The sequence below is a fragment of the Draconibacterium sediminis genome (genome assembly GCF_000949475.1).
Taxonomy (GTDB): Bacteria; Bacteroidota; Bacteroidia; order Bacteroidales; family Prolixibacteraceae; genus Draconibacterium; species Draconibacterium sediminis.
Genome location: NZ_JRHC01000004.1, coordinates 376,070 through 397,111, shown reverse-complemented (window position 1 = coordinate 397,111; position 21,042 = coordinate 376,070). Strand labels below are relative to the sequence as shown.

Below are 21,042 nucleotides of genomic sequence, written 5' to 3'. Positions count from 1 at the left end.
ATCGGTTTAACAAATTGGTAAAACATAAGATTTATGGCTCAAATCCAAAGTGATTTTTGTCACTTATGTTTGATTTTTACGAATTCGAAGCGGAATGGTTCGGCTAATTATGGCAACGCTCAAAATCGCTTAATTAAACCAGTAAGTCATTTTTAAAACCACCGCCCTGTTTCGTGAGTTCCAGTTTCCGGTAAAATAATTGTCTGTATAAACCAGGTAAATATCCGAAACGGGCTGGTAACGCCACTGAAAGCGCGAGTTGATATTCAGATTGTCGATTTGTTCGTTGTACTGCACAAAAGTCGACCAGAAAATTTTATCGGTAAAAGTGATATCCATTTTCGGGCCCACCAGCCAGAATTTTTCGCGGCTAAACGGATCGCCCAAATCCATATCGGTGTAGTTAAAATTCATGGTCAGGTTTACATAGGGTTGAAAGCGGTAACCGATCTCTCCCTGGATGTACTGAATATCGCCACTATAGAAACTACCTTTTGAGGCTTCGGCCTGCCAGGTAAACAACGACTTGCGGGTAGATTGATAGGAAACAGAGAAGAGTCCAAAATCATATTCCGATCCTTCGGGCAAATAATGTTCAGGATCCTGTGTAGGATTAAAATCGTTTCGTAGCTGTACAAAATGGTCGGTATATTCAAACCCCAATTCTGCACGGTTTGCAAAGGTTAACTCATATTCGAACTGGTATTGATGTTCTATCAAATCCTTATCAGGATTAAAATAGTTATCAAGTTTTATACTCGGTCCATGATTTACCACTTTTTTATTGGGCACAAAAGTATAACCGGCTGAAGCACCAATAAAATTATATCCTGTACGGCGCACATATCCGGCCTCGGCACGATAGTTTTCGCCTACCGAAGTTTCGAAAAGGCCCAGGTTCAGGTGCTGGGTTTTATACATTAACATGGCTCCCTGTGCATATTGTTTGTCGGGATTATCGGGTTGAAACGAACGGTGGTAAAAGAACTTTCCGTCCCAAACATTGTCTTTGCTGGCCAGGTTATAATCAAAACCAATCACCCGGTTATACATGCTGGTGTCCGATGGCACATCAAAATATTCTTTGTTAACGGCAATAAATCCAAGGCTCGACCGCGTAAACATTTTCTTCTGAACAGAAGCCACAGTAAAATTCCGCGCCAGGTTTTCACCGGTTTCCTCGGTAGTCATATTCATAAAGCCTACCCGCCAGTCGTTGCCAATTTTCCCACTCAGTCGGGCACCGGCAAGTACCGGGGCATCCAAACCAATTCTGCGCGAAAAAAACGGAGTTAAAGTATGCGAATAACCATAACTTGAAAAAAGGTCGCTGTTCTCGAGAAAGAACTGCCGTTTTTCGGGGAAGAACAATTCAAAACGGTCGATATTGGTAACCTGCTGATCAACTTCAACCTGTGCAAAATCGGGGTTATACGTCAGGTCGAGTGTCATCGACGATGAAATACCAACTTTGGCATCAAAACCAACATCGGTACGGTAATCGGTACTTGTGCCGGCCTCAAAATCTTTTGCTGCGCCACCCAATAAATACGGAATTACTGAAAATTGCATTTTTGATTTTGGTAGCGGCTCCTCAAACTGCATACGCCCGGAGTAAGCCAGCGAAGCCGTTGGAAACTGCCTTGGCACAGGCGCCCATGCCGACTTTTCGTTCGATTTCAAATCCAATCGGCTAAAGTTTACGTTCCATTCCTTACTTCCTTTCGGATACCGAACCGATTTAAACGGAATACGCATTTCGCTCACCCAACGGTTGTCGTAATGTTTGGTTTTCATTTCCCATTTGCAGTCCCAATCCAACGAAATACTGTGTCCGTTACTCATGGTACCGTCCCACTTGGCTCCCGAGGCCGAAACCCCAAATGAAAAACCGTTTGTCTGATCCAAAAATGTATCGAAAAATATAAGCAGGTTATCGTTATTTCCAAAGCTAAAATCGCGGCGGAACGATTCCATCACACGATCGCCGGGAATGGTGTCGTAAAATATTTGTGCTACGTACAAAGCTTTGTCGTCGTAAGCCATCATCATTGTTGAAGGCTGCGTGGCAAAACCGGTATCAACAGGTAGCACCCGGTAAAACTTATCTGCTTTTTGCGCTTGTTTCCAGTCGTTTTCGTCAATTACACCATCAATATTTATTACGTCCTGCAATTTCTTTACGCGATAAACATAGGCTTTATTGAAGGTATTTATCGTTGTATCCGATTTTGAGTTATAATTGTTGGCAACAGCAGTATATGCCAAAAATACACAGAGAAATAAGACCAAAGGCAACTTCATAAGAAACAGCTTTAATTGATTTAGGTATAATACGTTGGCGACAAAGATATCAAATTGTCGGAATTACAATGTGCAAATTGTCAGGTTAGATAAGTTTTACAAATAAAAAGCCTCCGACTTTTCAGCCGGAGGCACAAAAAACAATGTTCAAGCAAGATCTGCTACAAGGTGATTGCTACACCGTTGTAGAAATCAAGTATTTTCGTGCGGAAAATGTATTCGTATTTTGCTTGTATCAGATCCGACTGAGCATTGGTCAGATTTGTTTTACTCTGATTGTATTCTACCGAATTGATCATTCCCACGTTAAACTTTTCTTCGGTGTAACGGAAAGCTTCTTTCATTGAAGCCACCGCTTTATCGGTAGAAATGTAACGATTAAATGCAGCCAGCGCATTGGTGTACACCTGCTCAATGTCTCTGCGCAAAACATTGCGGTTTTGTTGTAACTGGTACTCGTAATCCGCAATTTGCAATTCTGAGTTCGAAATATTGTTCTTCACCTGGAAACGATTGAAAATCGGGATACTCAAAGTTAATCCCAAACTCGAGCGGCTGTTGTTTTTCAGCTGTTCGCCTAAATCAATGCGGTTTCCTTCAAAGTCTTTGTACTGGTTGTTATACTGGTTGTAATAGTTGGCGCCAAAACTCAAACTCGGATAACGATATCCCTTGGCAATTTCCAACTGTTTCATGGCACTTTCAACACGCAACTGTGCCGCTTTTATTTCGGGGCGTACATTAATTGCGTTGCTAAACACATCGTAAGCGTTTATCATGGTAAGGTTGGCCTGAACTTCGGGCAATACGGGCTCTTTAATCTTAAAACTTTCGGCCATGGGTAATTCCAAAAACTGGTACAAATTCAGGTAAGCCAACTGAACACGGTTTTGTGCATTTACCAAATCCAGCTCTTCGCGAGCCAGCTGCGCTTCAATTTCAAGCAAAGCTCCACGTGCTTCACTTCCTGCATCAACAAGCTGACGGGTGCGATTAATCTGCTGTTTGGTTACCTCGATGGTAGCCTCGGCAACCAGTTGTACCTCCTGCGCAAAAAGAATTTCGAGGTATTCGGCTGCAATAGCCAGCATAATATCGTCTTTTGTTTTTTGCAGATCGGCCAATGTTGCCTGCAAATCGAGCTCACGCATTTTAACGGTGTTGCTAAGCGTCATTCCGTTAAACAGTGTCATGCTGGTATTTAACCCTCCGGCTACACTAGCCGAGTTAATATTGTCGTAAGTATTGTCGTAGGTTAACGAACGGCCAAAACTAAAATCGTTGCTCACCTGGCCATTCAGGTTAGGCAGCTTATCATCTTTTGCCTGCTTAACCAGCGTTTCGTTGTAACGTGTATTTATCTCCTGCCGTTTTACCTGAAGGTTGTTTTGAATGGCGTAATCGAAACAGGTCTGTAAATCCCATTCGTTTTGCGCCTGCAGATTCAAGGCTCCGCCCGACAGTAATATTCCTAAAAATAAGGTTAAAAGATTCTTCATCATGTATTGTTTTTTGTTTTGCCACTAATTTACATAAAGCAATGTGAATTACCTACTGTTAGCCATTATTGGCTTGTGCTTCCTGAACTTTCTTCGGATCAATCTTTTCACCTTTAACTTTATCCTCTACATTCAATCCTTCGGTAATTTCAATATTTATCCCGTCAGAAAGGCCTGTGTGTACCCAACGTTTTTCGTAGTTTGGTTCTTCGGCCGTACCTATGTTCACCTCAACAAACGACGAGTCGTTCTCAAATTGAAGCAAACCTTCGGGAATAACCATCACATTGTCTTTGCGCTCCAGAACGATATTGGCGTTTGCACTGTATCCGGCACGTATAAACTGGCCTTCCTTCAGTTTCACATTTGCTTTAATCTCAAACTGAATGGCACCGTTTTCTTCCACACCTTTTGGCGAAATATATTCCAGAACGGCAGCAAATTTTTCTTTGTCGATAGCACCAATTTCCAGTTCAATTGGCATTCCTTCGCGAATTTTACCTACTTCTGTTTCGTCAACATTTCCTTCAAATATCATATCGCTCATATCGGCAACCGACGCAATGGTAGTTCCTGCGTTAAAGGTATTTGCCTGAATTACCGAGTTACCTTCTTCAACCGGAACATCCAGAACCATACCGTCGATGGTTGAGCGCACAAGCGTATTAGTAGCCGTTTCAGCCTTTTTTGTTACACCGTTTTTAATTAATTCCAGATTATTTTCGGCAGCGGTTAATTCTTCTTTTGCTGAATCGTAGGCCACTTTTGCAGCTTTAAACTCTTCGTAGGAGATCACTTCTTTATCAAATAATTTCTGCTGACGGTCGTAATCGATCTGTGCATCTTCAAAACCAATTTTTGCACGGTTTACACGAGTTTCGGCCGAATTCAGTGTCACCATATCAGGAATAATTTTGATACGGGCAACCACCTGCCCTTTGGTAATTTTATCGCCGGCTTCAACAAACAATTCATCAATAATTCCTGAAACCTGCGGAACGATCTCAATTTCAAAACGTGGAACCACCGAACCGGTAGCCACCGTTTTCATTACTACCTCGCTATAAAACGGGTTCTTGTTTTCAAAAAAATCTGTTTTCTTTTTCGATTTGTTGTACAGGAAGAAAAGCGTTCCTCCAAATATTGCAACCAATACTACAACTCCTAAAATTTTAAATACTTTCTTCATGGCTAATTTGCTTTTATTGTTTTTTGTTTCAATTTATCCTTAATCATTAATCCTTTTTTACTCGTCGCGCAAAGCATCAATCGGTTTAATACTTACCGCCCGCCGCGCCGGAATTAATCCGGCAAAAATTCCGGAAACCACCAGTACTGAAAGCGCTCCAACTGCCATTTGGAAACTGATCTCAGGGCGGCGGAAGAAAATATCATCTCCGCTACCGGCATTCATTTCCAACGCCATATTCAGCAGCTCAAGCAGGCCGACACCCAGCGCCAAACCAAGGTATCCGGCAAGTACGGTGAGGAAAACACTTTCGGCAACAATGTGAAGAATCACTTTCCCCGGAGTGGCACCAATGGCGCGCTGAATACCAATTTCCTGCGTGCGTTCTTTAATAATTACCAGCATAATATTGCTTACGCCAATTACACCGGCCAGCAAAGTTCCGATTCCCACGATCCAGGTTAGGATCTGAATTCCGGTGAAAAGTCCCATATATTTTTTCCACTCCACCTCTATGTTAAACGACCCAACAGCCTGTTGATCGTCGAGTGCAACACTGTGGCGTTCTTTCATCAATTCTTTTAAACGGCTTTCCACTTTACTCACTGGCACTCCGGGTTGCGAGGTTACCGAAAAAAAGTGCACATCGTCGCCCATGTTATAGGTCTTTTGCATGGTTGTGAACGGCATTATTATGGTTTCATTTTTCCGGCCACTACCAATATTTACGCGGGTTTCGCCTTTTACCACACCAACCACCTGGAAGTAAACGCCGTTAATTTTCAGGTATTGTCCAATTGGATCTTCGTCCTTGTCGAACATGACTTCCACCACACGTTCACCAATGTTTACCACTTTTCGCGAATGTTGAATATCGATGGTATTGATCAGTCGGCCCTGCAGCGGTGTCCACGGATCGATTTTGAAAAACTCGGGATAATCACCATAAATGTTAAAGGCGCCTGTTTTTTTACCGCGAATTACATTATCTCCGCCTCCGCTGCTTGGTCCGAACAATCGTGGCGACAAGTATTCAATATCGCTGATGTTGGCTTTTATGTATTCAATATCTGTATTTTTGTAGTTCCAGCGTCGTCCCCGTTGAAATCCTTTATAAGGCACGCTGGTGCGCTCGGTCCAGAAGAATGCCGAGTTAGATGCGAAAGCTTTAATTCCGTCCATCACCCCATTTTCAAGGGCACGACCGGCTCCCGACATAATTATCAGCATAAATATTCCCCAGAACACACCGAAAGCGGTCATAAAACTGCGCATCCGGTTTTTCTTTAAAGCGCTTAATATTTCTTTCCAAAGGTCTAAGTCGAACATTGTTTTCTGCTTTTGTTTTCGTTTCTGTTATTCGTCGCGCAAGGCTTCAATAGGTTTGATTTTTGCAGCTCGTTTTGCAGGAATATAACCCGCAATAGCTCCGGCAATTACCAGTAATAATGTTGCCGATAGGGCAATTCCCAGGTCAACGGTCGGGTTGCGGAACAAGGTTTCTCCATTTCCGCCGTTAGTTGCCGCTGAAGCTTCAAATTGTTTCTCTACGATAAAATTCAAACCTTCCATCAATCCGGTTCCCAACACCAGTCCGATGTATCCTGCAATTGTTGTGATCATTACGGCTTCCAAAAGGATTAATCCAATTACCGAAGCAGGACTGGCACCAATGGCTTTTCGGATGCCAATTTCTTTTGTGCGTTCTTTTACCACAATCAGCATGATGTTGCTTACGCCAACCACACCGGCAATCAGGGTTCCTATTCCAATAATCCAAATGAAAATATCGATCGCCTGGAAGATCTTCATGGTTTGAATTACATCTTCCAGTTTACTGTACGATCCCATGGCCGATTCATCCGTAGCGTCGAATTTATGTTTGCGCGCCAGTCTCTCCCGAACACGGTTTTCAATGGCCTGGCTTTCTTCTATTGTTTCGGCGTTAATGGTTAAGGCAAAATTATGCAGGCGGTTTGATCCGTTAAATACTTTTTGCCCCGTAGTAACCGGTATGTATGCATTTCGGTGACGTGTACCTCCTCCTTCTTTACAAATTCCAACCACTTTAAACGGAATGTTATTTACACGAACATATTCACCAACGGCCTCTTTACCATCAAAAAGTGCATCGTAAATATCTTTCCCCAACACCACCGATTTTCGGGTCTGATCGATATCAACCTGGTTCACAAAACGACCTTCTACAATTTCAATCGACTCAACATCTTTTAAATCAGGATGACAAGTTATAGCTGAATACTCGCCGTATTCGCTTCCGTAAGAGAATAAGTTTCCGCCAATATAATAACGGCCCGAGGTGTGCTCAATTCCTTCCAAATCTTTCAGGATATCGTAATCGGCATTGGTAAAACGGATTTCCCTGTTTTCCTGCATGCCTTTGTAAGGTATGCTGGTACGGCCACTCCACAACCACATGGCGTTAACGGCATCGCGCATAAAGTTTTCCGACACACCGTTGCTTAATCCATTACCGGCCCCCAGAAGGATCATCAACATAAAAATCCCCCAGGCAACGCTAAATCCGGTAAGGAAAGTGCGCATTTTATTTTTTTTGATGGTGGCAAAGATCTCCTGCCATTTATCAATATCGAACATGATAGCTTAAGTTTAAAGTGATAAGTATAAGAGCAAACTGCCCACTGAGACTGAAAACTGCGACTGCAGACTTCTCTAGGCTGTTTCCAGTTCTTTGGCGTAACGATGCTGAAAGTTTTTCAAATCGCCGTTTTTAATGATCTCATCGATCCGGCCATCTTTCAATCGGACAATTTTCTGGGTCATCGAAGCAATATCGTGCTCGTGTGTTACCAGAATAACTGTAATTCCGTCATCGTTAATTTCTTTCAGAATATCCATTACCTCGTACGATGTGCTGGTATCGAGTGCACCGGTTGGCTCATCGGCAAAAATAATTTTTGGCTGAGAGATAAGTGAACGTGCAATCGCTACACGTTGTTTTTGTCCGCCCGACATTTCGCTGGGTAAGTGCGTCGCCCAATCCAGCAAACCAACTTTATCGAGGTATTCTTCTGCAATTTTGTTTCGCTTTTTCCGATTCACTCCCTGATAATACAGCGGAAGCGCCACATTTTCAAGAGCGTTTTTAAAAGAAATCAGGTTAAACGACTGGAATACAAAACCTACTAACTCGTTGCGGAGTTTGGCGGCTTTCTTTTCCGACATATCTTTTACCAACGATCCGTTCAGATAATACGATCCTTCATCGTAGTTATCCAAAATTCCAAGGATGTTAAGTAAGGTTGATTTCCCGGAACCCGATGACCCCATTATGGAGACGAACTCTCCGGATTTGATTTCGAGGTCGATTCCTTTTAATACATGCAACGAGTTACTACCCGTTACGTACGACTTGTGAACATTGTTTAGACTAATCATGGCTTGAACTTGTTTTCTGTTTATCCGACTATTAAAAGCCGTTGATTTTTGTTTTCGAACTAAAGTTGATGAAAAAAAGGCTTACCCGAGGTCTTTTTTCGACGAACGACCTATTTGGGCATGTAAAAAAATATTTTTGAACGTTTTTTGTTTTTATAGCTTTAAAGCTTGCTTGTTTTTTCAGTTATGTGACGCACAACTTTTTGATACGTTACAATGATTTTTTGTTTTTTTGATATGGTGTTCAGAAACCTGCGATCTTTCCGTATTTTTGGCTTCTAATATTTCAGTACATGGGAACAAAATCAGTTTCATTTAAATTACCCACCAACTACAGCCCCGAATTGCTGCAAGGCCAAATTGCCAAAACACTTCGGATTAAGAACTTTTCGTACGAGCTGGAGACAAAAAGTTTGGATGCCCGGAATAAATCGAACATTCACTGGTTGGTAAAAGCTGTTGTATCATCGCCTGAAATTAAAGGGGACGAGCAGGTTGAAAAAGAAAAGCTGGAAATACCTTACAGGAAAAGCAATAAAAAAATCGTGGTTGTTGGTAGCGGCCCAGCCGGTTTCTTTAATGCTTTTGTATTACAGAAAGCCGGTTTTGATGTTACGCTGATCGAACGCGGCTCAGATGTTACAACACGTGGCAAAGCCATTTCCAACTTTGAACGAACCGGAACTTTCAACGCACAAAACAATTACGCTTTTGGTGAAGGTGGAGCCGGAACTTTCTCGGATGGTAAACTCACTTCGCGCTCTAAACGCATATCTAAAGAAAAGCAGTTTATCCTGTCGAGTTACGTGGAAGCCGGTGCACCGGAAGAGATTCTCTACATGACACACCCGCATTTGGGAACCGACAACCTCAGAAAAATAGTGCAGAATCTGCGTGAATCTTTTGAGAGTCTTGGAGGCAGATTTCTCTTTGAAACAATGCTGGAAGATGTGGTAATTACCAATTCGAACGTAAAAGAGGTTATTACATCCAAAGGTAATTTTCCGGCTGATGCGCTTTTTATTGCTCCCGGTCATTCTGCTTTCGAAACCTATAAAATGTTGATCAGAAGAGGCATTCCTTTCCGCACTAAAAACTTTGCCATTGGCAGCCGGATGGAACACACACAGGAAATCATCAACAGGGCACAGTGGGGAAAACCGCAACTTCCGGGAGTTAAAGCCGCCGAATACCGCCTCACTTCACAAGCCGACGGCAAACATTCGGTTTTTTCGTTTTGTATGTGCCCGGGCGGCATGGTTGTTCCGGCAGCGGCTTACGAAAATACCAACATCGTAAACGGCATGAGCTATTACAGACGCAACGGCAATTTTGCCAATGCTGCCTGCGTAGCCGCCATTCATCCTGATGAGCTGGCAGGAAAAACAGTTTCACCCATTGAAGCGCTGGACAACCTGCAAAAACTGGAAGAGAGTTTTTATCAATATGCAAACGGTTATGCTGCGCCTGCATGTTCTATCAACGACTTCCTGAAACAGAAAGGAAAAGGCTCGCAGTTTGAAACCAGTTACCCGCTGGGTTTAAAACCAGCTCCGCTATGGGACTTGCTGCCCAGGCCGATTGTAGAATCGATGCAGGTCGGTTTGCAGGATTTTATTCGTAAAATGCGTGGTTTCGAAAATGGCAACCTTTTAGGTTTCGAAAGTAAAACTTCATCACCCGTTCAGGTAATTCGCGACCAAAGTGGTCTATGCGAAGGATTCGAGAATATTTACATCGTTGGTGAAGGCAGCGGCTATGCCGGCGGAATTATTTCGAGTGCCGCCGATGGCATTAAAGCGGCCATGCATTTCATCGAACAAGCATAATTGTAAACTTCCGGTTAATTAGAACGTCCTTTATTTAGATTGATTCTACAAGATCGAAAAATTAGTTAATTTTGTTGTCCTTAAATAATACGAAAAACATGGCAGAAAAAAATCTACCTTTTAGCAAAGAACAGCTTGAAAGCATTATTGAAAACCACCCTACTCCGTTTCATATTTACGATGAGAAAGCAATGATTGAAAATGCACGTAATTTCAAAAAGGCATTTTCGTGGAACGAAGGTTTTAAGGAATATTATGCAATTAAAGCCGCGCCAAATCCATACCTGATGAAGATTCTGAGAGAGGAAGGTTTTGGAATTGACTGTAGTTCTGTTGCTGAGCTGGAACTGGCCAAACGTATTGGAATGAGCGGCGATGAAATTATGCTGACTTCGAACGATACGCCGGCATACGAATTTCAGCTGGCTAAAGATTTGGGCGCCATTATCAATCTCGATGATATTTCGCACATCGACTTTGTTGATAAGCATGTAGGATTGCCGGATACGATTTGTATGCGTTACAATCCGGGAAGTTTGAAAGAAGGTAATGTAATTATCGGACATCCTGAAGAAGCCAAATACGGTTTTACCCGCGACCAAATGATTGAAGGCTATAAGATCCTGAAAGAAAAGGGTGTAAAACATTTTGGTATTCACACCATGGTGGCTTCAAACGAACTGGAGTCGTCTTATTTTGTAGAAACTGCCGAGTTGCTGTTTAACTTAGTGGTTGAAGTTTACGAAAAAACAGGCGTAAAAATTGAATTTGCCAACATGGGTGGCGGAATTGGAATTCCTTACAAACCGGGTGAAAAACCTGTTGACATGGAATTTGTTAGCGCCGGGGTGAAAAAATGCTATGATGACATTATTGTTAAAGCCGGACTTGCTCCGCTGAAAATATTCTTTGAATCGGGTCGTGCCATTACCGGCCCTTACGGTTATTTGGTAACCAAAGTTCGTCACATTAAAAAGACCTATAAAACCTATGCCGGTTTGGATGCCTGTATGACCAACCTGATGCGCCCTGCACTTTACGGTGCTTACCATCACATTACGGTTATGGGAAAAGAAAATGACGAGGCAAATGTAAAATACGACGTAACCGGATCGTTGTGCGAAAACAACGATAAATTTGCCATCGACCGCATGTTGCCCGAAATTGAGCAGGATGATATAGTGGTTATTCACGACACTGGAGCACACGGCCATTCGATGGGGTTTAACTACAACGGAAAACTAAAATCTGCCGAATTGCTACTTCGTGAGAATGGCGATGTGGTTGAAATCCGTCGAGCAGAAACAATCGAGGATTATTTTGCAACGCTCGACTTCGATGGAGTGAAAGACTTTTAAAAATTCATACTTCACAATAAATTAATGAGGCCGGGCGACAAAACCCGGCCTTTTTTGTATTTTTAAAAGCACACTAAACAACAAACAATGAAGATAGGATACGACGCAAAAAGAGCATTTCTGAATACCTCCGGCCTGGGCAACTACAGCCGGAATACCCTGAATGCCCTTCAGAAATATTTTCCAGATCACCATTATGCTTTGTTCTCGCCTGAAGTTAAAGCAGCAATGCTTGAGCAGCAGGATAAGTTTGAGGTGGTAGCACCTGAAAATGCACATTCAGGATTTAAAAAAGCGATTTGGCGCTCGATACAATTGAGTGATGAAATTAAGGATCACAACCTTGATCTGTTTCACGGATTGAGCAACGAACTTCCCAAGGGAATTCATAAAACCTCCATCCCTACGCTGGTAACTATTCACGATCTGATCTTTATTCGTTATCCCGAATTTTACAAAACACTCGACCGGGCTATTTATTTCCGCAAAACAAAATATGCCTGCAATGCCGCTACCAAAATTTTAGCCATTAGCCAGCAAACCAAAGACGACATTATCGATTTTATAGATGTTGACCCGGAAAAAATAGAGATTCTCCATCAGGCCATTTCGCCCCTGTTTTTTGAGAATGCCAACACCGGAAAGATCAAGGAAAAATATAAGCTGCCCAACGATTTTATTTTGGCCGTTGGTACGGTGGAAGAGCGGAAGAATCAGCTTTCGATAATTAAAGCACTGGTTGAAAAGAACATCAAACTTCCGCTGGTTTTGGTCGGAAATCCAACATCGTATTGTAACGACATTCATAAATACATTGCCGAAAAGCAACTTCATAACCGGGTAATTTTTCTGAAAAATATTCCTGAAGCAGATCTGGCAGGCCTCTATCAACTGGCACAATTATCCATTTATATTTCGGTATTCGAAGGTTTCGGATTGCCGGTAATCGAATCAATGGCTTGCGGCTGCCCTGTAATCACATCAAAAGCTTCGTGTTTACCTGAAACCGCCGGCGATGCTGCTGTGCTTTGTTCGCCACAAAACATTGACGAGTTGGGCAACAACATTGAAAAGATACTTACCGACACCAATTTTCGTAAGGAACTAATAATGAAAGGACGCGTGAGAGCCAATGAATTTCAACCCAAAAAATATGTTGAAAAATTGATTTCTTTGTACGCCGAATTAATAGGATAAAAACAAATCCCCCTATCGTCACTTCGTTCCGAATGTCTCCGTCAGCTGACGGAGGACAGGAGCGCCGAAGAAGCGACAGGGGGTAAAAGCTATACAACAAGAGGACTATGCACAACGATTTAAAAAAAGCGGTTGAAGTTTTGAAGAGCGGGGGTATCATTCTTTACCCAACCGATACCATTTGGGGCATTGGCTGCGATGCCACCAATGCTGAAGCTGTACAACGCATTTACGATATAAAAAAACGCGAAGACTCGAAAAGCATGCTGGTTTTAATGGAGAATCCGGCTTTGCTCGATCGTTATATCGATGAAGTTCCGGAGGTAGCCTGGGATTTGGTTGACGTAAGCACAACCCCACTCACTGTAATTTATCCGGGAGCAAAAAACCTGGCTGCCAATTTAATTGCCGAAGACGGCAGTATCGGTATTCGGTTTACCAAAGAAGAGTTTACGCGTCAGCTGTTGCAACGTTTTCGCCGGCCTATCGTATCAACTTCAGCCAATAAAAGTGGCGAAAAATCGTCGGTATTTTTTGATGATATTTCGGAGGAAATAAAACAAGCGGTTGATTATATTGTGGAATACCGGCAGGATGATCGTATGCCATCGAAAGCATCGAGCGTAATAAAACTGGGGCCGGGCGGACAAATCGAAATTCTCAGAAAATAAAAAGGCCATCTGAAAAACAGATGGCCTTAAATATTTTAATTCCGTCCGGATTACATACTTTTTACGCGTCCTGATCCGGCAACAGATGCATCAACTCTGGGATTTCCTTTATAATATACACTTCCCGATCCGGCGACTCTTGCTTTTAACGTGCCATTCGATTTCACGTTACTATTGCCCGATCCGGATGTGCTAACGGTTACATCTTTGGCTTCAAATCCATCAGCTTTAAAATTACCTGACCCTGAAATGGAAACGGATAATTCGTCGGCAACACCATCGCTGTCAATCGTAATATTACCCGAGCCCGAAATAGCTCCTTTTACTTTGTCCGATGTCAGGTCTTCAATTTCAATATTTCCACTGCCACTAACAGCCAGATCGATAATACGTGCTTGAATTTCGTTAGCTAAAATATCTCCCGAACCCGAAACACCCAGTCCGTTAACATCCGGCACAGTGATGTAGATATCTATTTTGCCGGGTTTGTAATTGCGCTGAAAAATACTTTTACCCGGAAAACGAATGATCAGTTTACTCCCGCTTACTTCGGTAATAATGTCTTCAAGTGTCGACTGTTTAGCTTCTATGCGCACACTTTGCGGACTGCCTTGTTTTAGATGTACCGTTCCCGGAATTCGCAAACTTATCTCCGAGAAACTTGAAACATCGCGTGTTTCTTCTTGTGCCTTAACGGTTGAGGCCATAAACAAGCCCATTACAAAAAGGCTAAATACTAAAATTCTGGTTTTCATGTTTTTACTATTTAAATTTCTAATTCTTAATTTTCAATATCCGCACTAGACCTGGCATTCAAATTCGGCCAGAGCCAGTGATCTTTCCGGCCAATATTATTATTACGTTTTAATGACGCGACATTCGGAATAAAGTTGCACACGCCACAAAAATAATTGCACTTTTAAACGTATAAAGAAGCAATTTATGAAACAGAAACACAGCGTACCGGTGCAGATTCGGTTTAACGACATCGACCTGATGGGCCATGTTTACAATGCCAAATACCAGGAGTTTTTTGATCTGGCCCGTCTAAAATATTTCGGAACAGTTTTAGGCGACCTTATTAGCTGGACACACAAAGGATTGGTTATTGCTTCGGTAAAAGTGGATTACATGCAACCGACCTATCTCGAGGATGAAATCCATGTTGAAACATCGGTATCTTCGCTTGGCGAAAAGAGCCTGGAGATGACACAGGCGGTATACAAAAACAATGGCCCTGAGCCGGTGGCAATATGTAAATCGGTAATGGTTTGTTTTGATATGAAAGCCAGAGTTTCGGAAACAATCCCAAAGGATTGGAGAGATAAATTTGTGGATTTTGAGCCCGACTTAAGCGTCAATCAGTCCGTCGGGTAATTTTAAGGTTAGTGTACTTTCACTTTCGCTGTACGAAACGAGCATCTCTTCGTGAAACGGGATTAACAACTCCTCGCCCCGGTACGAAACCGTAAAAACAATATTTCCGGAGTAGTCATCCACCTGATCGATTACACCAATTTCGCCCAGTTTGCTATCGATTAGCATGAGGCCTTCAAAAGTCGATTCGTTTTCATCCTGCTCATCGATAATCTCCGAATGAAACAGGTAAGCGCTCGCCCCGATCAGTCGTTTGGCGTATTTTTCGTCGTCAACCCAATCAAACTTTACAATTGCCGTTTTGGACGACCGGAAACGAAAACCGTCTTTCTCCACAAAAAAAGGTACCAGCAAACCATCCAGTTCTACAAAAAAGCGGTCGCTATCTTCCACTGAATATTCAAACTGTTCGTCAAACTCCAGGACTACTTCGCCATGCACGCCATGCGTCTTTCTGAAGAATCCAACTTTTTGGCAATCGGTTTTTGGTATCGTTTCCATACTTCAAAAGTAAAGCATTTTCACTTGAAACGGTAGTTATAAGTAGAAAGTTCCAAAAATTTGCAACATAATTTTTAGCCAGAGGGGCTAAACAATAGATATTAACACAAAAAAACCATCCGTCAGCCGACGGATGGTTTTCTATAATAAGATGAGTTGTCTTTCTTAAGATTCCGCACCTTTTTCTTCTTCTGAAGTCTCAGCTTCAGCTTCAGGAGTTTCTTCAACTTCAGCAGTTGCCTCTTCTTCTGCTTCTTCAGCAGCGGCTTCAGCTTCAGCTTCTTTAACAGCAGCTTGTGCTTCGGCAGCTAATTCTGCTTCTCTTGCAGCAATAGCGGCAGCTCTTTCTTCGTTGACTTTCTTCTCAGCTTCCAGTTGTTTTTCAGCTTCTGCAGCGGCATTACCGGCCAAACGGTCGATTTTTGCCTGAATTTTAGCATCTTTTGCTGCAATCCAGCTTTCTAAACGTTTTTCAGCTTCAGCTTCATCGAAAGCTCCTTTTTTAACTCCACCCATCAGGTGTTTTTTGTACATAACACCTTTGTAAGACAAAATTGCTCTTACAGTGTCGGTTGGTTGTGCGCCTTTAACAAGCCAGTCGTAAGCTTTGTCAAAATCGAGATCGATAGTAGCAGGATCAGTGTTAGGATTGTACGTGCCAATTCTTTCAATGTACCTGCCATCTCGTGGCGCCCTGCTATCAGCTACTACAATGTGGTAGTATGCGTAGCGTTTGCGACCGTGTCGCGCTAATCTCATTTTTACTGGCATAATTCTATTTTTTAATTTTGAAAAATGTGGCGCAAAGATAGTATAAATTTCTGTTCCTGAAACTTTTGCAATACAATTTTCAAAGTCGTTTCATTTCTTAACATCTGAACTCAGAAAACGACACCAAAATTAATTCTCGCCAGCCTGTGCTTTGGCAGCATCTACCATGTCTTCGTTAGCTGTAATGGTAAACTCTACCCTGCGGTTTTGAGCTTTTCCTTCTTTGGTATCGTTGGTTGCCCGTGGCTGCGATTCGCCCATTCCTACCGAACTTAAACGCGAAGCCTCAATTCCCTCCGATTTTAAAAAACCAACAACCGATGCTGCACGCTTTTCCGATAAGGTTTGATTGTACGATTCGGCACCATCACTGTCGGTATGTCCGATGACCAGTATATCGGTATCCGGGTATTTATTGAATATCTCAACCAGTTTACCCAGGTTGTTTTGCGAGGCACTTGTAAGCTTTGAACTATCAAATTCAAAACGCACATCGGCATTTTCGTCCAGAATTAACTGAATTCCTTCTTCGCTGCGCACCACCTCGGCACCGGGCATTGTTGTTTCAATTTCTTCGGCCTGTTTATCCATTTGTTTACCAATAATTGCACCGGCACCACCACCAACAGCAGCCCCTACCAGAGCGCCTGCCGCACGGTTATCTTTTCCGCCAATTAACGCGCCCAAGGCAGCTCCTGCAGCCACTCCGATTCCTGCACCTTTTTGCGAACTGTTGGCATTTTGCAATGAGCTACAACTATTTAAAAACATTCCGGCAATAAAAAAACCGAGAACTAATACTGTAATATTCTTCATAACTGTGATCTTAATTTTTTACGAATTGATAATAAATTGAAATGATGTCGCCCTCGAATGCAGCATCCTGTGCCAAAACAAATTCGGTCTCCGATTCGGAAATTAATTTTAGCTTATAACCGGCAGTTACATCTTTTGGCTTCACCCCATCGGGAATAAATTTCCATAAGAAGTAAATGTCCTGGCCATCTTCTTCCATAAACCATTTAATTGAATGGGTGGAATTCACACAAGCCACATCCATAAAAGAGTATGTTCCGGAATTGTTATTGCTAACGAAGCTCCAATGGCTGCCCTCGAAACAATCGGGCGATGCCTGGTTAAACAACTCTTTAATTTCCACTTTGTTTCCCTGATCGGTTGTAATCGAAGACAATGTCCAGTTGCCTTTTAAACCTTTCTGCGAACTCCTGACTTGTTTTGAAGTGCTGCACGCCGCCAATAAAGCCACAAGCGCCAGCAAGAGAAATGTTTGTTTCATGTTTATTCTTTTAAATTTTGTATGTTTTGAGAACGAAATTTTTGTGTTTGTACAAGTTACGACAATCAATTTTGCATTCAAATACTTTAAATACAAAAACAAAAAAGGAGACATAATGTTGTATCTCCTTTTCTGATTTTTCATAAAAAATTAGTGATACTATCACTTGTAGTGATAGTATCACCAGCCTCTTCAAATTATCTTATTTCGTACTGTTGCTCGTAGTATTTCTGGTAGTCGCCCGAAGTTACATTCTCGAGCCATGCGGTATTTTCGAGGTACCAGTCGATGGTCAATTCAATACCTTCTTCAAACTGCAACGATGGCTCCCAGCCCAGTTCGTTTTTAATTTTGGTGGCATCAATGGCGTAACGCAAATCGTGGCCGGCGCGGTCTTTCACATAGGTAATCAGCTTTTCCGATTCGCCTTCCGGGCGGCCCAGCTTTTCATCCATTTTGCGGCACATCACCCGAATCAGGTCAATGTTTGTCCATTCATTAAAACCACCAATATTGTAGGTTTCTCCAGTTACGCCTTTATGGTAAATTACATCGATGGCCCGGGCATGATCAACCACCCACAGCCAGTCGCGAATGTTTTCGCCTTTACCATAAACCGGCAGCGGTTTGTTGTTTTTTATGTTGTGAATAAAAAGCGGAATTAATTTCTCGGGAAACTGAAACGAACCATAATTATTCGAGCAGTTTGAAATAACCGCCGGCACACCAAAAGTATCGTTATAGGCACGCACAAAATGATCGGAACTGGCTTTTGATGCCGAGTACGGACTATGCGGATCGTATGCGGTTTTTTCAGTGAACATACCTTCTTCGCCCAACGAACCATAAACCTCATCGGTTGAAATATGGTAGAAACGTTTGCCTTCGAAATTATCCTTCCAGATATGTTTTGCAGCGTTCAGCAAATTAACTGTGCCAATAACGTTGGTAAAAACAAATTCGGTCGGGTTCGAAATCGAACGATCAACATGCGACTCAGCTGCCAGGTGAATCACCCCGTCGAACTGACGCTCTTCAAACAGTTGCTGAATAAACTCACTGTCAACAATATCGCCCTTTACAAATTCGTAATTGGGTTGGTCTTCAATATCTTTTAAATTATTAAGATTACCTGCGTAAGTCAGTTTATCGAGGTTTACAATTTTGTAATCAGGGTAGTTATTTACAAATAAACGAACCACGTGAGATCCAATAAATCCTGCACCTCCGGTAATTAATATTGTCTTGTTCATCTTTTATTATTTTGAAAATCAAAAGTAGGCTTTTCGCCAGATATAGAAAAATACTTCAACAAGAAAAAGATGAAGGATGACACGGCACATACCAAGGCTGATTCTCTATCAACTATAGTTGGCTCTTAATCATCTTTGGTTGGTTTTATATCTACCTTAGTTGTTTCTTATTCGACCATGGTTGATTCACATTCATCTTTAGTTGTTTTGAAACCTACTATAGTTGGTTTACAATCATCTTTAGATAGTCCGCTATCAACTTAGGTTGACTTACAATCATCTTAGGTTGAAACAGAAACAGAATAGGTTGATTAATAATCAGAACAGGTTAAAACAGTGGGTAGTTACTTTCGCATCTTTCTGATTTGTTGAATAAGGGGATGGTCTTTGCCCAGCAGCCCGGCCAGCAACTCTACGGTTTTCGAGGCCTCCTTGTAAGCTATGGAAAGCTTCTCCTGCGATTTTCTGGTTGCATCTTTTAACCGGGCAGCGGCATCGATTTGTTCGCCTTCAGCATCCCGGGCCTCTTTTAATGTTTCTTTTAAGGTATTTATCCGGCTTGTAGGATCAAAACCGTGTTTTGTAATAAGGTCGAAACTCTCCTGGGTAATAATTGCCATTTGATTAACAAAATCGCGCTTTTGTGCTTCTTTTAAATACGCCATTGAAATTGATTTTGGGTTTTACATCGTTTAAAAATGAGACGTTTGAGCTTATAAATGTAGTCAATAAAATAAATTCGATAAATAATTTAGTGAGCAAATGTTGCTAAACAGCTGTTGTGAGTCCGTAACAAAAATCAAAAACAGAGATATATTGAGGTATCTGTTTCAACTATAGCGACACGAATGGAATACGGTAATTAATTATATATTTATATCGCTTAAATTAAGAAATTAATGAGAATCAAATCAAAGCCGGTACTTTTTACAGGGATTACAAGCGGTATATCAATAATCTTTCTGTTATCTTTCATTCAATTCTTATTCTTAAAAATTAATCCTTTTACTTTTCCATCCCTGGCATTATCCATCGTGTTTGGTGGAATTACCGGATTTTTTATTGCGCTTCTGATTAACAAGAACCAGAAAAAAAACAGAAGCATACAGGAAAGTGAAATTAAATTCAGAACACTGATTGATTTGTCGCTCGATGGAATATATGTGGAGAATGAGCGTGGGGAAATTTTGGATTGCAATACCATGGGACACAAAATGTTTGGTTACACCCGCGAAGAGATGCTACAGCTGTCGATAAGAGATCTGGTCCCGGATGAATTTGCTGAAATGCTGCCCGATGTAATTCCTGAAGAAATGGCAACGGGTGAGGTTTATGTGGAACGCGTAAACAAAAAAAAGGACGGGACGATTTTCCCGACCGAGATAAACACCAAATTTATTAACCTTAACGGAGATAAACGTTTGATCGTTTATGTAAGAGACATCACCGAGAGGAAAAAAGCAGAGAATGAACTGAGAGAGCTTATCGCCTCAAAAAACAAATTGTTTTCGGTTATCGGACACGATCTGAGAGGCTTTTACAGCAATATCGTGAGTTTCTCTGATATATTACTTACCGAATCCGGATTGGAAAAAGAGCAGGATCAACAATTTCTTTCGCATATTCAGCAATCAGCGAAACAAGCCGACGAACTGCTTCAGAATATACTCGACTGGGCTTCGCTCGAAACCAACCAGATTAAATTTAATCCTGTTCTGGTATCACTGAGTAAGATCATCGGGGAGGTTAGTCTCCAGGTTTCGAACAGAGCCGAGTTAAAAGGTGTACGAATTATTAGCCAGGTCCCTGACGATCTTTCGATTTATACAGATAAAAAATTCCTTGGCCCCATTTTGCGCAATCTGTTGGCCAATGCCATTAAATATTCGTTTGAAAAGGGAAATATTTATATTGATTGCCAAATAAACGAAAACGGTACACCCGTAATTTCGGTTAAAGATGAAGGAACAGGAATGAACCCGGACAAGTTGCAGAATATTTTTAGAGAAGGTACTGCCGAATCGTTGCCGGGAACCGGGAACGAAAAAGGGACTGGCCTTGGACTAAAGATTTGCAAAGATTTTACCGAAAAACTTAAGGGTAATATTTATGTTGAATCAGCTACCGGAAAAGGAAGTACCTTTTACATTGAACTGCCACAGCCGCAGCAAACAAACGGCAAATGAACTGCCTCGCAGCAAGCTAACGAGGTATCAATACTGAGTGTAGTTTAATAACGATGAAAGCATCGAAGTATTAACTCATTTATCCCGATACGCTCCGCTACCGGGATTAGTTCGACCATCAAATTACAGCTCGTTTCTCTCCTGTAATTTGGGCCTCACTAAATAAAATCGCCGGGTAACGCTGCATAAG

19 protein-coding genes are annotated in these 21,042 nt (G+C 41.9%); 6 read left to right on the top strand and 13 right to left on the bottom strand.

Annotation, left to right across the window (positions count from 1 at the left end):
- Window positions 1-129 precede the first annotated feature (129 nt).
- The 6 genes from LH29_RS16070 to LH29_RS16045 form a co-directional block, all read right to left on the bottom strand.
- On the bottom strand, window positions 130-2,304 hold the full coding sequence (locus LH29_RS16070; protein ID WP_157493730.1) for a DUF5916 domain-containing protein: 2,175 nt from the start codon (window positions 2,302-2,304) through the stop codon (window positions 130-132).
- A gap of 161 nt (window positions 2,305-2,465) precedes the next feature.
- Window positions 2,466-3,806, bottom strand: coding sequence for a TolC family protein (locus LH29_RS16065; protein WP_052671019.1), 1,341 nt, complete (start codon window positions 3,804-3,806; stop codon window positions 2,466-2,468).
- A 55-nt stretch (window positions 3,807-3,861) separates the two neighbouring features.
- On the bottom strand, window positions 3,862-4,992 hold the full coding sequence (locus LH29_RS16060) for an efflux RND transporter periplasmic adaptor subunit (protein ID WP_045031636.1): 1,131 nt from the start codon (window positions 4,990-4,992) through the stop codon (window positions 3,862-3,864).
- A gap of 57 nt (window positions 4,993-5,049) precedes the next feature.
- Window positions 5,050-6,321 (bottom strand): ABC transporter permease, encoded by a 1,272-nt coding sequence (locus LH29_RS16055; protein ID WP_045031634.1) that lies wholly within the window; start codon window positions 6,319-6,321, stop codon window positions 5,050-5,052.
- Window positions 6,322-6,348: 27 nt separating this feature from the next.
- Window positions 6,349-7,611: an ABC transporter permease gene (locus tag LH29_RS16050; RefSeq protein ID WP_045031632.1), complete on the bottom strand. Its 1,263-nt coding sequence runs from the start codon at window positions 7,609-7,611 to the stop codon at window positions 6,349-6,351.
- Between the two features lie 75 nt (window positions 7,612-7,686).
- Window positions 7,687-8,412, bottom strand: coding sequence for an ABC transporter ATP-binding protein (locus tag LH29_RS16045; protein WP_045031630.1), 726 nt, complete (start codon window positions 8,410-8,412; stop codon window positions 7,687-7,689).
- Window positions 8,413-8,705: 293 nt separating this feature from the next.
- Between LH29_RS16045 and LH29_RS16040 the strand changes: the two genes are divergently transcribed.
- The 4 genes from LH29_RS16040 to LH29_RS16025 all read left to right on the top strand — a co-directional run bounded on the left by LH29_RS16040 (window position 8,706) and on the right by LH29_RS16025 (window position 13,467).
- Window positions 8,706-10,241 carry an NAD(P)/FAD-dependent oxidoreductase gene (locus LH29_RS16040; protein WP_045031628.1) on the top strand — a complete coding sequence of 512 codons (1,536 nt, stop codon included), beginning with the start codon at window positions 8,706-8,708 and terminating at the stop codon, window positions 10,239-10,241.
- A gap of 98 nt (window positions 10,242-10,339) precedes the next feature.
- On the top strand, window positions 10,340-11,599 hold the full coding sequence (locus LH29_RS16035) for a diaminopimelate decarboxylase family protein (RefSeq protein WP_045031626.1): 1,260 nt from the start codon (window positions 10,340-10,342) through the stop codon (window positions 11,597-11,599).
- Between the two features lie 87 nt (window positions 11,600-11,686).
- Window positions 11,687-12,796: a glycosyltransferase family 4 protein gene (locus tag LH29_RS16030; protein WP_045031623.1), complete on the top strand. Its 1,110-nt coding sequence runs from the start codon at window positions 11,687-11,689 to the stop codon at window positions 12,794-12,796.
- A gap of 107 nt (window positions 12,797-12,903) precedes the next feature.
- Window positions 12,904-13,467: an L-threonylcarbamoyladenylate synthase gene (locus tag LH29_RS16025; RefSeq protein ID WP_045031621.1), complete on the top strand. Its 564-nt coding sequence runs from the start codon at window positions 12,904-12,906 to the stop codon at window positions 13,465-13,467.
- Between the two features lie 50 nt (window positions 13,468-13,517).
- Here LH29_RS16025 and LH29_RS23965 read toward each other — a convergent pair whose 3' ends face one another.
- Complete coding sequence (locus LH29_RS23965) at window positions 13,518-14,222, bottom strand: head GIN domain-containing protein (protein WP_052671018.1); 705 nt, start codon at window positions 14,220-14,222, stop codon at window positions 13,518-13,520.
- A gap of 187 nt (window positions 14,223-14,409) precedes the next feature.
- On the opposite strand from LH29_RS23965, the gene LH29_RS16015 reads away from it, so the two are divergent.
- Window positions 14,410-14,844, top strand: coding sequence for an acyl-CoA thioesterase (locus LH29_RS16015; RefSeq protein WP_045031619.1), 435 nt, complete (start codon window positions 14,410-14,412; stop codon window positions 14,842-14,844).
- Here the strand turns inward: LH29_RS16015 and LH29_RS16010 are convergent.
- The 6 genes from LH29_RS16010 to LH29_RS15985 all read right to left on the bottom strand — a co-directional run bounded on the left by LH29_RS16010 (window position 14,818) and on the right by LH29_RS15985 (window position 19,331).
- On the bottom strand, window positions 14,818-15,345 hold the full coding sequence (locus tag LH29_RS16010; RefSeq protein ID WP_045031617.1) for a ribosome maturation factor RimM: 528 nt from the start codon (window positions 15,343-15,345) through the stop codon (window positions 14,818-14,820). The two genes, LH29_RS16015 and LH29_RS16010, sit on opposite strands and share 27 nt — an antisense overlap.
- Window positions 15,346-15,510: 165 nt before the next feature.
- Window positions 15,511-16,104: a 30S ribosomal protein S16 gene (locus LH29_RS16005; protein WP_316932498.1), complete on the bottom strand. Its 594-nt coding sequence runs from the start codon at window positions 16,102-16,104 to the stop codon at window positions 15,511-15,513.
- Window positions 16,105-16,245: 141 nt separating this feature from the next.
- A complete protein-coding gene (locus LH29_RS16000) occupies window positions 16,246-16,932 on the bottom strand; it encodes an OmpA family protein (RefSeq protein WP_045031613.1) in 687 nt (228 codons plus the stop codon).
- Window positions 16,933-16,942: 10 nt separating this feature from the next.
- Window positions 16,943-17,413, bottom strand: coding sequence for a lipocalin family protein (locus tag LH29_RS23960; RefSeq protein WP_198152480.1), 471 nt, complete (start codon window positions 17,411-17,413; stop codon window positions 16,943-16,945).
- A gap of 197 nt (window positions 17,414-17,610) precedes the next feature.
- A complete protein-coding gene (rfbB, locus tag LH29_RS15990; protein WP_045031611.1) occupies window positions 17,611-18,666 on the bottom strand; it encodes a dTDP-glucose 4,6-dehydratase in 1,056 nt (351 codons plus the stop codon).
- 344 nt (window positions 18,667-19,010) lie between these two features.
- Window positions 19,011-19,331, bottom strand: a complete 321-nt coding sequence (locus LH29_RS15985; RefSeq protein ID WP_045031608.1) for a hypothetical protein — start codon at window positions 19,329-19,331, stop codon at window positions 19,011-19,013.
- A 234-nt stretch (window positions 19,332-19,565) separates the two neighbouring features.
- On the opposite strand from LH29_RS15985, the gene LH29_RS23955 reads away from it, so the two are divergent.
- The gene (locus tag LH29_RS23955; RefSeq protein ID WP_052671016.1) at window positions 19,566-20,852 is read left to right on the top strand and encodes a PAS domain-containing sensor histidine kinase; all 1,287 of its coding nucleotides are present in this window, start codon (window positions 19,566-19,568) and stop codon (window positions 20,850-20,852) included.
- The last annotated feature ends 190 nt before the right edge of the window (window positions 20,853-21,042 follow it).

Excerpts from the sequence above, each read along its gene's own strand:
- rfbB (WP_045031611.1), bottom strand. The coding sequence starts at position 18,666 with ATGAACAAGACAATATTAATTACCGGAGGTGCAGGATTTATTGGATCT.
- LH29_RS16055 (WP_045031634.1), bottom strand. The coding sequence starts at position 6,321 with ATGTTCGACTTAGACCTTTGGAAAGAAATATTAAGCGCTTTAAAGAAA.
- LH29_RS16065 (WP_052671019.1), bottom strand. The coding sequence starts at position 3,806 with ATGATGAAGAATCTTTTAACCTTATTTTTAGGAATATTACTGTCGGGC.
- LH29_RS16015 (WP_045031619.1), top strand. The coding sequence starts at position 14,410 with ATGAAACAGAAACACAGCGTACCGGTGCAGATTCGGTTTAACGACATC.
- LH29_RS23955 (WP_052671016.1), top strand. The coding sequence starts at position 19,566 with ATGAGAATCAAATCAAAGCCGGTACTTTTTACAGGGATTACAAGCGGT.
- LH29_RS15985 (WP_045031608.1), bottom strand. The coding sequence starts at position 19,331 with ATGGCGTATTTAAAAGAAGCACAAAAGCGCGATTTTGTTAATCAAATG.
- LH29_RS16000 (WP_045031613.1), bottom strand. The coding sequence starts at position 16,932 with ATGAAGAATATTACAGTATTAGTTCTCGGTTTTTTTATTGCCGGAATG.
- LH29_RS16005 (WP_316932498.1), bottom strand. The coding sequence starts at position 16,104 with ATGAGATTAGCGCGACACGGTCGCAAACGCTACGCATACTACCACATT.
- LH29_RS16030 (WP_045031623.1), top strand. The coding sequence starts at position 11,687 with ATGAAGATAGGATACGACGCAAAAAGAGCATTTCTGAATACCTCCGGC.
- LH29_RS16040 (WP_045031628.1), top strand. The coding sequence starts at position 8,706 with ATGGGAACAAAATCAGTTTCATTTAAATTACCCACCAACTACAGCCCC.
- LH29_RS16010 (WP_045031617.1), bottom strand. The coding sequence starts at position 15,345 with ATGGAAACGATACCAAAAACCGATTGCCAAAAAGTTGGATTCTTCAGA.
- LH29_RS16035 (WP_045031626.1), top strand. The coding sequence starts at position 10,340 with ATGGCAGAAAAAAATCTACCTTTTAGCAAAGAACAGCTTGAAAGCATT.
- LH29_RS16060 (WP_045031636.1), bottom strand. The coding sequence starts at position 4,992 with ATGAAGAAAGTATTTAAAATTTTAGGAGTTGTAGTATTGGTTGCAATA.
- LH29_RS16050 (WP_045031632.1), bottom strand. The coding sequence starts at position 7,611 with ATGTTCGATATTGATAAATGGCAGGAGATCTTTGCCACCATCAAAAAA.
- LH29_RS16045 (WP_045031630.1), bottom strand. The coding sequence starts at position 8,412 with ATGATTAGTCTAAACAATGTTCACAAGTCGTACGTAACGGGTAGTAAC.
- LH29_RS23960 (WP_198152480.1), bottom strand. The coding sequence starts at position 17,413 with ATGAAACAAACATTTCTCTTGCTGGCGCTTGTGGCTTTATTGGCGGCG.
- LH29_RS16025 (WP_045031621.1), top strand. The coding sequence starts at position 12,904 with ATGCACAACGATTTAAAAAAAGCGGTTGAAGTTTTGAAGAGCGGGGGT.
- LH29_RS23965 (WP_052671018.1), bottom strand. The coding sequence starts at position 14,222 with ATGAAAACCAGAATTTTAGTATTTAGCCTTTTTGTAATGGGCTTGTTT.
- LH29_RS16070 (WP_157493730.1), bottom strand. The coding sequence starts at position 2,304 with ATGAAGTTGCCTTTGGTCTTATTTCTCTGTGTATTTTTGGCATATACT.